We start from the raw sequence: 12,984 nt of genomic DNA on the forward strand, positions 1-12,984 counted from the left end.
ACGAGCATGTCCGAAGACGCGGATGAAGCGCGTGCGCTGATCGAGACGTACAGGAAGATCCTCGTCGGCGCGCACAAGAGCTGGGTGCTTTTCGAGTGCGGCACGTGCGTGATCCTGATGGACCCCCAGGGCGACCTGGGTGAGCAAGCGAAGCTTCTCCTCGCGCAGTGGGGCCCCGTCCAGGTGGGGACAGCCTCGGCCGACTTCTCCGTCGTCGAGCTGGAAGCGCACCCCGGGTGGGTGGTCACCTGCCACCACCCGGATGTTCTCAACTACGTCAGCCACGAGGACGAGGACCCTGGGGCGTCCGATCTCCTGGTCGGCATGGCCGGGCGCAGCTACCGCGGTGCCGACGCGGCGTCCTTGCGCATCATCCACGTCGAGGACAAGCGCGCCATGGCGACCTAGTCGACGGACGTCGGCAGGCCCGTCTTGCTCGACGGCGAAGCACGAGCCCCAGCTCCCAGGTGCATTCCGTGTGTCGACGGGGTCACCTCGATGGCGACAAGGACCGACTTTCGATGGCGTCGAGCAGCGCGTGCAGACGCACGGCGTCGTGGAAGCTGGGGGTGTGCTGGGTTCCATCGATCATATCGCGAGCGAAGGCCGCGTAGAGGTTTCCGAGTTCGCGCACGCTGCCGCGCAGGTTGCTGCTCGAGAGCCACTGCAGCCGTTCCGGGATCGGCAACGCGACGAGCGACCCCTGCCCGTGGCGCGCTCCCGCGAGTTCGCCATCGTGGGTTGCGCCAAACGCTTGGTCGTACGTGAGCCGCAGATCGCCATCAGCGCCGGTGATGTCGATGCGAACGCCGTAGCCGCTGCGCTTGCCACCCTCGACGTGCGCCGAGATCACGCCTCCACGGGCGAGCGTGCCGCTGAGCAGCATCTGATCGGGCGCCGTAGACTCCACGTTCTCGCCACTCTCGGTGAGCGTGACCCACGGAAACTGACTGGTCACAACGCTGGAGAACGCGTCGAGTCCTCCCACCGCCGTGAGTATCAAGTCCAGGTAGTGGCCGCCGTAGATGGAGAAGACGCTCGAGAAGTTCTCGCCGGGGATGGTGAATCCAAGCACGCTCGCTCGGCGCTGCGCGAACGTGGGTTCGGTCACGTGCAGGTGCACCGAGCGGACCGTTCCCACGTACCCCTCGGCGATGAGTTCGCGCAGATGGCGACTGCTGCCGGCCATGCGGCGCTGCAACCCGACGACATGGCGCACGCCGGCCCGTTCGGCCGACGCCAGCAGTTGCTCCGAGTCGGCGAGGCGCGTGGTGAGTGGCCACTCGCAGTAGACGTGCTTGCCAGCATCCAGCGCCGCTCGCGTCACGGCGAGGTGATCCGGTGCGCGGTTGTTGACCACCACCAGATCGACGTCGTCACGACCAATGAGCTCGGTTGCATCCGAGCATGCATGCGGGATGGCGAACCTGGCCGCTGCCTCCCGCGCCGTGACCGGCCGTGAGGTCGCGACGGCGACGAGCTCGAACTCGGGTACTTCACGAAGCGCTGGCACGTGACCGTTGCGGGCCCACTCACCGGCGCCAACCAGACCCACACGAATTTTCGATGACTTGCTCAAGGTGTTCTCCTCGCGAACGACTGCGAAGTCGGCTTCGACCAGGAGTACGTAAGGCCTCTCCGATTCGAGAAAAACGACTCGGAGTTTCGTTCATTACGGAGCAAAATTCGCGAATGAGCCCCCAGCCCACGTCGACGGCGTTGCGCCGAAGCCAGAGCTTGAGCGCCATCGAAGTGGTTCTGCAGGTGGCAGAGACGCTCAGCTTCGTCGAGGCTGGACGCCGTCTTGGCCTCTCTGCGTCCGCGGTGGGCAAGAGCATCCGGACGCTCGAGGAGCGTTTCGGCGTGCGGCTGTTCTACCGCACGACGCGGCAGGTCTCGCTGACCGAGGATGGTGCGCGGTTCCTCGTGCGCTGCGAAAGGATCCTCGCTGAACTCGAAGGTGCGGAACTCGAGCTGTCACGCCGACATGCGGCGCCCCGAGGGCGCCTGCGCGTGGCATTGCCGACGGCGAGTGCGTTCTTCTCGCCGCTGCTCGCCGATTTTGCGCGCGAGTATCCTGAGATCGCGCTCGACGTGGAGCTGGGAGATCGCCTCGTCGATCTCGTCCACGAAGGCTTCGACGTCGCGATTCGAACCGGAGAGCCCGACGACTCGCGCTTGTCGTCACGCAAGCTCGCTTCCTTTCGCCACGTCATCGTCGCGGCGCCGACGTACTTCGATTCGAACCCCATACCGAAGAATCCATCCGATCTCGGTACGCATCGCCTGCTGCTCTACAAGAAGCCGCACACCGGGAAGATTGAGCCGTGGCCCGTAGGCTCGATGACGACGTCGATCGGGCTCGGAGCGCGAGGCGGCATCATCGCCAACAACATCGACGCGCTCGTCAGGATGGCCCTTGCGGGTCAAGGACTCTGTTCGGTTCCCGACTACTTCGTGCATCGAGAACTCGAAGATGGCCGTCTCGTGCGCGTACTCAAGAGCAGCACGAGAGGCACCACCACGTTTCGACTGCTCTGGCCGACGAAGGCCCAGCAGGCGCCCAAGGTGCGCGCCTTCGTCGACTTCTTCGCTGCGCGGCTGCCACCGGGTCGGTCGGCCGAGCCACGGCACGAGTGAGACGTCTCCTGCACGTGACCACTCATGGCGACTGAATCGCTCGCTATCGCGCGCTCCGTGGGTATCGAGGACGAGCGCACGTCGACCCAGATGACGCGTCGCTTCCCCTGGGCTACCAGCGCGACCGATGCTTCCGCCGCTGCGACCGCTGCTCCGCCCTCTTGTCCCGTGCCACGGAAGCCTTCAGCCTGAGCTCCTGCTCTCGGTGACCCTGCTGCTGGTCTCCGCCTGCTCGTCGACGCCCGACCCGCCCCCCGCTCACCCACGGACGCCCTGGGGCTCGCCGTGGATGCCGGCAGGAGGCACCTCCTTTCCTGCGTCCGGCGCGCCTGGTGCTGCCACGGCGCCTCTTGCGTCCGGTTCGCCTGGGACCTCCGCGGGGGTCGTCGTCCCCCCTCGCCAGCGTGAGAAGGTCGCCGTCCTGCCTCTCGACGAGGATCGCCTGTTCCGCGCCGAGCGCGCCGAGCTGCGGCAGATCCTTGCCTGGCGGCTTGCGACCACGGCGCCCGATGTCGAGGTCCTTCCCCTCACGGAGGTCGACGCGAAGCTCCGTCCGGTCTCGCCCAGGACTGGCGCGCGCTGCGCCATCGGCGCACCCCTGCACCGCACCCTCCAGAACCTCGGCTGGATCACCACCGAGGTGACCGTGATCCATGGCATCGCGGACATGGACCGGGAGAGCGACCCCCGCCCCGATGAAGAAGTCTGGATCCGTCTCCTGGGGGCGAAGGGCCACGTGCCGAACGCCTTCTGGGCGGGCCGCTTGAACGTGGCGCTCCCGCTCCCTGACCGCTACCGAGCGGCGTTCGCCACGCTCGAACGGAAGGACGAGGAACTCGCCCTGCTCGGCATGCTCTCCGCCAGGGACCGCGAGACGGGCGCGTTGCGCGAGGGCTCCCTCCGCCTCTGCGAGCCCACCGGCTTCGGTGGGTGCGAGCCTGCGACGGCCGCCTGGAGAGATCGCCTCCCGGAGCTACCGATCTGCTTCTCGGGTCAGGACGACGTGGTGACCGAGGTGCTCGTCTCCGGTGACGGGCCGATGCCCCGCTGCGAGCGCACCGGCCTCGACGCCCCGGAGGGGACGGCGGGGCAACAGGAAGCGTGCATCTGCCGTGCGCTCTCGGCCTCGTCCGCGATGCGCGTCCGCCCGGGCCGCCGGATCGTGGCGCTCCACCACGAGGCCCGCGATCTCGTCGGCAAGCCGCGCCCTCGCCTGCGCGTGGTCGAGGCGGACGACAACCTCTTCAGTCAGACCGCGTGGGACTCCAACCGCACCATCCAAGGCGGCAAGGGGACCTCCCACGCCGTGCGTCACCTCGAGGTCGCCGGCCTCGACGCCCTCGCTGCCCCCCTGGCACGCTGTGCCGCCCCCCCCGGGAGCGTGTTCATCGCCGATCTCGAGCTGCGCGAGGACGGCAGCGTCAGCGCGTCCCGTCTGGTCTCCGGCGCGGATGGCAAGCAGGACGCCATCTGCATCGAGGCCGCGCTCCAGCACGGAGCGTTCTCCTGCACCGACGACGGCAAAGCTGCACAGCTGCGCATCGCGATCGCCTGGCCCGGCACCTCCCCGGCGTCGCCTGCGCCCACCGGGAGTTCTCCGAAGGCCAACGTCGGGACGAGGCCCTGACGGGGCCACGGCAGCGCGGAAGGTGCCGAAGAAGGCACGGTGGCCGAAGTCGAAGGTGTCCACGCCACGTTCGAGGGAAACGTCGAGCGCCGGGGCGAAGCCACCCAGGTCGACGAGTCCGGCATCGGCGGGCTCTGGGACGTCGGGCTGGACGAGCTGTGGTGTGGATCAGGGCGCGCTGTTGGCCTGCGTGCGGCGGCTACCCTGCGAGAACGGAAGATCGAAGGGACTCTCCTGGACCGCCGCATACGTCGCGGGAAGCGGACGAGGAGGAGGGTGGCCGATGCCGTCCTCGGTGCGGTAGCGCGTGTGAGCCAGTGGCCCCTCGTCACTGAGGAGAGAGGCCAGCTCGGGATCCGTCAGCGCGTCCTGAACACGGATCGGCTGGTCATCGAGCAGCATGGTGCTGCTGAGCAGCCGAACGCCGTGACTGTAGTCGGCGTACCAGTCGCCATGCTTGGTGCTGAGCTGCTGGATGGGCTTCGCCTCGCGGTGGTGCCAGCCGTAGATGGCGACGCGGTGAGGTCGGGCATCGAGGCGGTTGGTGAGCACGATGTCCTTCTTGTGACCAGCCACCAGCCCGTGGACGGCCAGCTTGTCGAGCTGCTTGTCGATGATCCGGCTATGACGCGCGAACTCTTCCATCCGGACCATGCGATCGCCGACGGGCATGGGGTAAGGCGTGAGCTTCGTCGGAGCGAGCCGATAGATGATGTCGACGAGCTTGGACGTGGGCAGGACGCAGCCGAACCGATCGGCGACGAGCTGCGCAGTGACGGGGCTCATGGGGACGCGCATGGCATCGCCGTCGTCCCCGACGGCGAGGTAGTCGGGCATGACCCACAGCGAGACGGAATGGGTATGCCCGGATCGCGATTCCGCTTTGTAATCGAGGCGGACCATCTTCCGGTGGCTCTCGGGCAAATTGCCTCGACGGAGCTCTTCCAGGATGGCGCTCTCGCGCCTCGACTCGTCCGTGTTGACGATGTCGCGCCAGAACTGGCTACCCCCAGGCGCCCGGTCTGGGCGCGGCGGAATGATGCCCAGGTCGAGCTTTCGCTCGGGAATCGGGACGCTGGGCCGCTGCAATACCGTCGCGAGCAGATGGCTCGGTGGTTTGCAGGCGCCGACCACGCAGAAGAGCAGCGTGGCAGCGCCGAGAATGCACGGAAGCGGTGCAGCGCGTCGCAATGGTTCGACCCCCCCCAGGCTCGATGGGCTGCGAAACGTAGCGCAGGGAGAGGGTAGCGCGCGGAGTGCGAGCGGTCCAAGCCGCAGGCCTGAATCTCCGTGGTTTCGCGATGGCAGGCGCCACCCGAATTCATCGGGTATGACGGAGACGTCGTCGTGCTGGCCGCGAGTGGGGGCGGGGACGGCGCGCTGCGTGGACCCGTGCTGAACGCGCAGGCCCCAGGCAGGGAGCTACTTGGTCACGTCGAAACGGCCGACGACGAGCTGACGCCCGCCGCTACCGCTGGTGTTCGGGTAGTACGTCGCTCCCGGGGAAGTGCTCCAGGTGTGACCAGCATAGGCGCCGCTCACGGGGTCGACGTCGATGAAGATATAGCCGGCGCCGACACCCTGGGCGCTGACGGGGGGCGACGTGGAGACGGCCAGATAGCGGGTGTCCGAGCTGCCATGAGGAGAGCTGGTCGAGTCGATGATCGCGACGATGTAGCGCTCGGTCCCGTTGGGCAGGATGACGAAGTAATTGATGTCAGCGATGACGAAGATCGTTCCGGTCGGGGCACCGTTCAACATCAGGTATTTGGTGGCGATGATGTCGCCAGGCAGGACGTCGAGAGCATTCGTGACGCGCCAGAACTTGGTTTCGGTCACGATCGCGTCGTAATAAGCCTGGGCAGCGGGATTGTACGAGTCCCACCATTGGAAGCGGTGGGTCGAGGTCACGGTCGGGTATGCGTGCGCCAGGCTGAGCGTGAACGCGCAGGCGCCATTCGTGACGGCAGTCCCGGCGATCCAGTCGATGGCGCAGGGTGAACCCCACGTGTTGTTGGCAGGAGTGAGGCTGTTGACGAGCGCTTCGAGTTCGCTCAGATGATCAGTTGGCGTAATGGGTTGTGCCTGGCTGGTGGCGGAGAATGTCAGAACGATTGCGGCAGTGAGGGACGACAGTGACGATGCAAGATGTGGCATGATGGATGACCTCCAATCGAGAGTCGGTGACACAGAGACACCAGATGGCTGAGGGGCGTCAAAAGCGATGCTCGAGGCGATGCTCGGAGTGAGCGCGTGGTCGAATGTACGGTTGATGGTCGTACGTGGGCATGTTCGCATCGTGGGCACTGTAGGCGTCTCACTGTAGGCATTTCCTGGGACGGGTAACGGGGAAAACGGCATTCTCCTCAATCATCCTCTGCCCATGGCTCGAGGGATCGAGGGAACAGTGCATGACGTATGCCTTGGCCTGTCCACCATGGGATTGCCCTGCATTGTTCTCGCTGATGCCGGTATCGTTGGTGGTCCCCTTGCAAAGCGGCGCGGGCGCCATGGTGCTCGCAGCGCTCTGGGGGCGCACGCGCGCCGTGGTCCCGCGCGCTGGCTGGTTGAAGGCGCTGCTCCTCCTCGCCTTGCCCTGGTATGCGCCTGCGCTCAGTGCGTGTGGCGTGGGGAATCCTGACCGACGATGCCTTCGCGATGAGCGCGCAAGGTCCCTCGGAACGGCCGCCATGCCATGCATCGCCGTTCGTGCTCCTCGGGGTGGACGCCGCCGGGCGTGTGATTCTCCGCTTTCGAGATCGGAAACGGGCGGTGTGAAGGGAGATGCGCGACCCTTGCGTCCGCGGGATGACGCGAGAGCGAGGGTTACTCAGAGGTGCGCAGGGTCAGGGGACGAACGAACGTCCCCCGGATCTCTGGAAGAAACGCTCTGTTCACGAAGTGGAAACGACGAGCAGAGGCCGGGGAGGATCACCCCAGCGCTCGAATCAGGGCTTGAGCTCGTCGAAGCGGCCGACGACGAGCTGGCGCCCGCCGCTCCCGCTGGTGTTCGGGTAATACGTCGCGCCCGTGGAGGTGCTCCACGTGTGGCCGGCATAGGTGCCGCTCACGGGATCGAAGTCGAGGAAAATCTCGCCGGTGCCGATACCCTGGACGTGGACGGGAGGCGACGAGGAGACGGCCTGATAGCGGCTGTCCGAGCTGCCATGGGGAGAGCTGGTCGAGTCGACGATATCGACCCGGTAGCGCTCGTTCCCGCTGGGCAGGGTGAGCTCGTGATTGATCTCGGCGACGACGAAGATCGTTCCGGTCGTGGAGCTGCCCGAGCCAGCGTACTTGGTGGCGACGATGTCACCGGGCAGGACATCGAGCACATCCGTGATGGACCAGAACTTCTTTTCGAGCCCGATCTGATCGTAATAGACCGGAGCACCGGGATTCGACGCGCCCCACCATTGGAGGCGTACGGTCGACGTCACGGTCGGGTACGCGTGCGCCAGGCTGAGCGTGAAGGCGCAGGCGCCATTCGTCACTGCGGTCCCAGCGAGCCAGTCGATGGCGCAGGGCGATCCCCACGTGTTGTTGGCAGGGGTGAGGACACTGACGAGTGCCTCGAGGTCGTCCAGGTGATCCGTGGGCGTAGTGGGTTGCGCCTGGCTGGTGGCGGAGAAGGTGAGTGCAACGGCGGCGGTGAGGGTCGACAGCGTCAATGCAAGCTTTGCCATGATGGGTAACCTCCAATCGAGAGTCGGTGGCACAGAAAGACCAAATGGCTGAGGGGGCGTCAAGAGGCGATGCTCGGGGCGATGCTCGAAGTGCGCGCGTGGTCGAATGTACGATTGATGGTCGCATTGGATTTTGAGCGCTGTGGCGTGGTCGCTTCAGGCAAAACATTGACAATTATCGCCGGGTTGAAATAAGGTCCCACCTCGATGGACAAAGGGTTGCGGGCATTCTTCGTGAATGTGAATGGCGCCCTCGATGATTCCGATCCCCGCCGTGCCTTCATGGGCATGTTCGCATTGTGTGGCGCTGTAGGCGTCGCGCTGTGGGCGCTCTTCGGGACCGGTAGCGGAGAAAACGGCATTTTCCTCAATCATCACCTGCCCATGGCTCAATGGATCAATGGACAGGGCATACGGCATGTCCTGACCTATCCATTGTGGGGTTACCCTGCATTGCTCGCACTGGTGCCGCGATGGTCGGTGGTTCCATTGCAGATCGGGCTGGGCGCCATGGCGCTCGCAGCGATCTGGGTGCGCACACGCGCCGTGATCCCGCGCGCTGGCTGGTTGAAGGTGCTGCTCCTCCTCGCCTTGCCCTGGCACGCGCTTGCGCTCAGTCAGTGGTCGATGGCGCCGGCCATGAGCCTGGGCGTTCTGGGGGTGGTGGGGTTCGAGCGGGCGCTGCGGACCTCGCGCGCCGGGCAGGCCGTGATGGCTGGCGTGGCGTTCGGTGCCGCGCTCAACGTGCGCTCGGAGCTGCTGCTGTGGACCGTGGGGTGCATCGTCTGCGGGGTACAGTTCGCGATGCGCGCCGAACGAAGCCGCCGCACGTGGAAGCCTCTGCTGACCTTCGTGGCGACGGTCGCGCTCTGCCTCGCGCCCTGGGCGCTCTGGTACCGCGCGCACACGGGCCGCACCTCGCTCGTGTCCTCGAACGGAGGGATGGTCGCGTATCTGTCGCTGGGACAGCTCCCCGGCAACCCCTGGGGGATCGTCGCGGACGACGCCTTCGCGGTGGCCTTCTTGCGTGCGCGCGCGGACGGCGTGGATCCGGTCTCGGATGCGGGTGACCAGCGCTTCGCCGCCGCGTTCCGCGACGCCATCCGCGAGCACCCTGGCGCGTTTGCGCGCAAGATCCTCCACAACGGCCGCAACGCCGTGCTCGGCGGGTTCCATGTCGGGGAAGTGCCGCTCGACGCCGACGAGCGGGTCGCGCTCGACGTGGTGAAAGAGCGCATCAAGCTGGCGGCGGGGTTGAACCCGAACCAGGCGGAGATCGCGCAGTACAAAGCGCAGGGCGTGTGGGAGAACGCGCGCCTCTCGGGGCGTGGCGTGTTCGCCGTCGCATTCCAGGCGTCGGGGGTGCTGCTGGGGGCCTTGTTCCTCGGGATGATGGGCGTGGGCCTGTGCGCGGCGCTGCCCCGCTGGCGCAAGGAGCCGTGGCTGGTGCTGCTGGCCAGCGTGGTGGTGCTCCAGCTCGCGTCGGTGGCGTTGTTCCAGTACCAGCCGCGGCACGTGAACGTCCTCTCCGTGGTGGGGGCGCCCTTCGTGGTCCTGGGGGTGGACGCCGCCGGGCGCCTGATTCGCCGCGTCGCCGCCCGGAAACGAGCGGTGTGAGGGGGTGTGATGCGTGACCCTTGCATCGTCTGGGTGACGCCGGCAGCGAGGTTTGCTCAGATGCGCGCATGCCCAGGTGGACTGCCGAGGACGCCGCCACCACCACCGAGCTGTCGTCTTCGGTGGCGTCCTCTCTCGACGAGACGTTTGCTGTCTCCGTGATCTCCGGCCCCGACGAGGGGCGCCGGGTGATCGTGGCGCCGAGCCTCCCCGCGCGCGTGTTGATGGGGACGAGCCCGGCCTGCGACATCGTGCTGACCGATCGGATGGTGTCGCGACGCCACGCCGCCCTGGAGCTGTCGCGCTCGCGCCTGCGCGTGACCGATCTCGGCTCGACGAACGGCACCTACGTGCAAGGCCTCCTCGTCGGTGACGCGTACCTCCGCGGCGGCGAGATGATCCGCCTCGGCGAGACGGTGCTGCGGGTGGAGGCGCTCGGCGCCATCCCCGTCCCCGAGCTGCCGAACGCCGCCCGCTTCGGCAAGCTCGTGGGGGCGAGCGAAGAGATGCGGCGCCTGTACCCCCTGTGCGACCGGCTGGCGGCGTCTGCGGTACCGGTGATCATCGAAGGCGAGACGGGTACGGGCAAGGAAGTGCTCGCCGAAGCGCTCCACGAGCAGGGGCCGCGGGCGGCGAAGCCGTTCGTGGTGTTCGACTGCACGGCCGTGCCCCCGACCCTGGTGGAGTCCGCGCTGTTCGGCCACGAGCGCGGCGCGTTCACCGGGGCGAGCGAGACCCGGCGTGGCGTGTTCGAAGAGGCGCATGGCGGCACCTTGCTGCTCGACGAGATCGGCGATCTCGAGCTGGCCCTCCAGGCGAAGCTCCTGCGCGCGATCCAGCGCTCCGAGATCCAGCGCGTCGGCTCCGCCAAGTGGATCAAGGTGGACATCCGCGTGCTGGCGGCGACGCGCCGCGATCTGGAGCGCGAGATCCAGGCCGGCCGGTTCCGCGACGATCTCTTCTTCCGCCTGGCCGTCGCGCGGATCGAGCTGCCCCCGCTCCGGCGCCGGCGAGGCGACGTCACGGTGCTGGCCCACCACTTCTGGCAGGAACTGGCCGGGCGCACCACGCCCTTCCCCGAGGGCTTCGCGGCGCGGCTCGAGGACTACGACTGGCCCGGCAACGTGCGCGAGCTCTACAACGCCGTGGCCCGTCGCGTGGCCCTGGGCGAGGCCGCGCCCATCGAGACCACCCGCTCGGCCGTTGGAGGGCCTCCCTCGGGCCGCACCCCGGGGCACAGCCAGCCCCCTCCCAGCTCGCTGGGCGGAGGAGGCGGCGCGTGGCCCAGCGGGCCGGAGTCGGGCTCCACGGCGGACGTCGTCGAGGAGACCCTCGCCCTCGACCTGCCGCTCGCCCGGGCGCGGGAGCGGGTCGTCGAGGAGTTCGAGCGACGCTACGTGCAGCGCGTGCTCGCCCAGCACGGCGGCAACGTGCGCAACGCGGCAGCGGCCTCGGGCATCGCCCGGCGCTACTTCCAGATCCTCCGCGCGCGTCGGGTCCCTGGCGGCGATCCCTGAAGCTCACGAGGGGTCCGCCGCTGTCCCCTCATCCCTGAAGCCCACGACGGGGTCCGTCGCTGTCCCCTCATCCCTGAAGCCCACGACGGGGCCCGTCGCTGTCCCGTCGTGGGTCACGTCGACGGCCGCAGCGACCCCAGCCTGCCGAGGCACCTGGGCGATCCCCGGAGGCGGTGGGGGGCGATCTGACAAATCCAGGGCGATCTGCCAGATCGCCCGTATCCGACCGACGTGGCGCAAAAAGGCGGGATTCTGGCCTGCCCGCGCGTCGGCACACCCATTGCGAAGAGGCTCTCTCAACCAACTTCACCCTGAGGAGAGCCGGTCATGAAGCACGTCGCGTCCATCGCCATCCCCCTGTTCGCTGCTGCAAGCCTGGTCGCCTGTGTCAGCGACGTCGACTCCGGAGACCCGTCGGAGCTGGGGGTCCGTGATCTCAGCGCTGACGTCTGCTCGGGCGCAGCTGCGTGGGGATCCGACGTTGCCTATGCCGTGGGCGCGGTCGTCACGTACCAGGGCAAGACCTATCAGTGCCTGCAAGGGCACACCTCGCTGTCCGACTGGACCCCGGCGGCCGTGCCTGCGCTCTGGCAGGAGACGACCTGCGAAGGAACGGGAAGCACGACCAGCACCACCTCCTCTACCTCGGGCAGCGGCGCCGGCGGCAGCGGCGGTGACGGTGCGGGCGGCAGCGGCGGCGCGGGCGGCTCGGGTGGTTCCGGCGGCTCCGGCGGTGGCGGCGGCGGTGGCTCCGCGCGGCACGTGGTCGGCTACTTCGTGGAGTGGGGCGTCTACGGCCGCAACTACCACGTCAAGAACATCGACACGAGCGGCTCCGCCAGCAAGCTCACCCACATCAATTACGCCTTCAGCAACGTCGTCAACAACGCCTGCCAGCTCGGCGACACCTACGCCGACTACGACCGCTTCTACAGCGCCGGCGAGAGCGTCGACGGCGTGGCCGACACCTGGGACAACGGCGTCCTCCGAGGCAACTTCAACCAGCTCCGCAAGCTGAAGCAGAAGTACCCCCACCTCAAGGTCCTCATCTCCCTCGGTGGCTGGAGCTGGTCCGGCAACTTCTCCACCGCCGCCTTGCCCGCCAACCGCGCCAACTTCGTGCGCTCCTGCGTCGACCTCTTCATCAAGGACAACCGCTGGGCCGGCCTCTTCGACGGCATCGACGTCGACTGGGAGTACCCCGGATCGTGCGGCGACACCTGCAACTACCGCCCGGAGGACACGCAGAACTTCACCGCCCTCCTCGCCGAGTTCCGGAGCCAGCTCAACGCCGTGCGCCCTGGCCTGGAGCTGACCATCGCGGCTCCCGCCGGCATCGACAAGATCGCCAAGATCGAGGTGGGCAACATCCACCAGCACCTCGATTTCATCAACATCATGACCTACGACATGCACGGCGCCTGGGAGAACACGACGAACTTCCACTCCCCGCTGTTCAACGCCAACGCGAACCCCGCCAAGGCCTTGAAGTACAGCACCGACGAGGCCGTCGCCGAGTGGCTCGCTGGCGGCACCCCCGCCCGCAAGCTCGTCGTCGGCGTCCCCTTCTACGGCCGCGGCTGGACCGGCGTGGCTGGTGGCAACCAGGGCCTCTGGCAGACGGCGACCGGCGGCGCCCCTGGCGCCTACGAGCTGGGCATCGAGGACTACAAGGTCCTGAAGGCCAAGAACCACCCCGGCTTCACCCACCCCGAGTCGAAGGCCTACTGGACGTTCAACGGCACCGAGTTCTGGAGCTACGACACCCCCGCCTCGATGAACGTGAAGATGGACTACATCAAGACCAGGAACCTCGGCGGCGCGATGTTCTGGGAGCTGAGCGGCGACACCCCGAACGGCGAACTGATCCAGGCGGTGCACGGCGGCCTGCAGTGAC

At 67.4% G+C, this 12,984-nt stretch carries 11 protein-coding genes; 6 read left to right on the plus strand and 5 right to left on the minus strand.

The features are described from left to right. Positions 1-6 precede the first annotated feature (6 nt). Positions 7-408 carry a hypothetical protein gene (locus tag CMC5_RS11190; protein WP_050430391.1) on the plus strand — a complete coding sequence of 134 codons (402 nt, stop codon included), beginning with the start codon at positions 7-9 and terminating at the stop codon, positions 406-408. Positions 409-490: 82 nt separating this feature from the next. Here the strand turns inward: CMC5_RS11190 and CMC5_RS11195 are convergent, their stop codons facing one another. Beyond that, positions 491-1,579, minus strand: coding sequence for a Gfo/Idh/MocA family protein (locus CMC5_RS11195; RefSeq protein ID WP_050430392.1), 1,089 nt, complete (start codon positions 1,577-1,579; stop codon positions 491-493). Between the two features lie 113 nt (positions 1,580-1,692). Here CMC5_RS11195 and CMC5_RS11200 point away from each other — a divergent pair, with 113 nt between their 5' ends. Next, a complete protein-coding gene (locus CMC5_RS11200; RefSeq protein ID WP_050430393.1) occupies positions 1,693-2,640 on the plus strand; it encodes a LysR family transcriptional regulator in 948 nt (315 codons plus the stop codon). Between the two features lie 205 nt (positions 2,641-2,845). Beyond that, entirely contained in the window at positions 2,846-4,267 is a 1,422-nt protein-coding gene (locus tag CMC5_RS11205; protein WP_218920253.1) for a hypothetical protein, read from the plus strand. 168 nt (positions 4,268-4,435) lie between these two features. Here the strand turns inward: CMC5_RS11205 and CMC5_RS11210 are convergent, their stop codons facing one another. The 4 genes from CMC5_RS11210 to CMC5_RS44250 all read right to left on the minus strand — a co-directional run bounded on the left by CMC5_RS11210 (position 4,436) and on the right by CMC5_RS44250 (position 8,373). Next, positions 4,436-5,458 (minus strand): hypothetical protein, encoded by a 1,023-nt coding sequence (locus CMC5_RS11210; protein WP_050430395.1) that lies wholly within the window; start codon positions 5,456-5,458, stop codon positions 4,436-4,438. Positions 5,459-5,689: 231 nt separating this feature from the next. Continuing rightward, positions 5,690-6,424, minus strand: a complete 735-nt coding sequence (locus CMC5_RS11215; RefSeq protein ID WP_050430396.1) for a hypothetical protein — start codon at positions 6,422-6,424, stop codon at positions 5,690-5,692. 791 nt (positions 6,425-7,215) lie between these two features. Further along, entirely contained in the window at positions 7,216-7,953 is a 738-nt protein-coding gene (locus tag CMC5_RS11220) for a hypothetical protein (protein WP_156338450.1), read from the minus strand. 156 nt (positions 7,954-8,109) lie between these two features. Further along, positions 8,110-8,373: a hypothetical protein gene (locus CMC5_RS44250; RefSeq protein ID WP_156338451.1), complete on the minus strand. Its 264-nt coding sequence runs from the start codon at positions 8,371-8,373 to the stop codon at positions 8,110-8,112. Positions 8,374-8,433: 60 nt separating this feature from the next. Between CMC5_RS44250 and CMC5_RS11225 the strand changes: the two genes are divergently transcribed. From CMC5_RS11225 to CMC5_RS11235, 3 genes are all read left to right on the plus strand, one after another. Further along, entirely contained in the window at positions 8,434-9,570 is a 1,137-nt protein-coding gene (locus tag CMC5_RS11225) for a hypothetical protein (RefSeq protein WP_169796511.1), read from the plus strand. A 68-nt stretch (positions 9,571-9,638) separates the two neighbouring features. Next, positions 9,639-11,087, plus strand: a complete 1,449-nt coding sequence (locus tag CMC5_RS11230) for an FHA and sigma-54 interaction domain-containing protein (RefSeq protein WP_050430399.1) — start codon at positions 9,639-9,641, stop codon at positions 11,085-11,087. A 327-nt stretch (positions 11,088-11,414) separates the two neighbouring features. Then, the gene (locus CMC5_RS11235; protein ID WP_050430400.1) at positions 11,415-12,983 is read left to right on the plus strand and encodes a glycosyl hydrolase family 18 protein; all 1,569 of its coding nucleotides are present in this window, start codon (positions 11,415-11,417) and stop codon (positions 12,981-12,983) included. The last annotated feature ends 1 nt before the right edge of the window (position 12,984 follow it).

The organism is Chondromyces crocatus, from assembly GCF_001189295.1.
In the GTDB taxonomy this organism is placed as follows: domain Bacteria; phylum Myxococcota_A; class Polyangia; order Polyangiales; family Polyangiaceae; genus Chondromyces; species Chondromyces crocatus.

Excerpts from the sequence above, each read along its gene's own strand:
- CMC5_RS11230 (WP_050430399.1), top strand. The coding sequence starts at position 9,639 with ATGCCCAGGTGGACTGCCGAGGACGCCGCCACCACCACCGAGCTGTCG.
- CMC5_RS11235 (WP_050430400.1), top strand. The coding sequence starts at position 11,415 with ATGAAGCACGTCGCGTCCATCGCCATCCCCCTGTTCGCTGCTGCAAGC.
- CMC5_RS44250 (WP_156338451.1), bottom strand. The coding sequence starts at position 8,373 with ATGCCGTATGCCCTGTCCATTGATCCATTGAGCCATGGGCAGGTGATG.
- CMC5_RS11220 (WP_156338450.1), bottom strand. The coding sequence starts at position 7,953 with ATGGCAAAGCTTGCATTGACGCTGTCGACCCTCACCGCCGCCGTTGCA.
- CMC5_RS11190 (WP_050430391.1), top strand. The coding sequence starts at position 7 with ATGTCCGAAGACGCGGATGAAGCGCGTGCGCTGATCGAGACGTACAGG.
- CMC5_RS11200 (WP_050430393.1), top strand. The coding sequence starts at position 1,693 with ATGAGCCCCCAGCCCACGTCGACGGCGTTGCGCCGAAGCCAGAGCTTG.
- CMC5_RS11215 (WP_050430396.1), bottom strand. The coding sequence starts at position 6,424 with ATGCCACATCTTGCATCGTCACTGTCGTCCCTCACTGCCGCAATCGTT.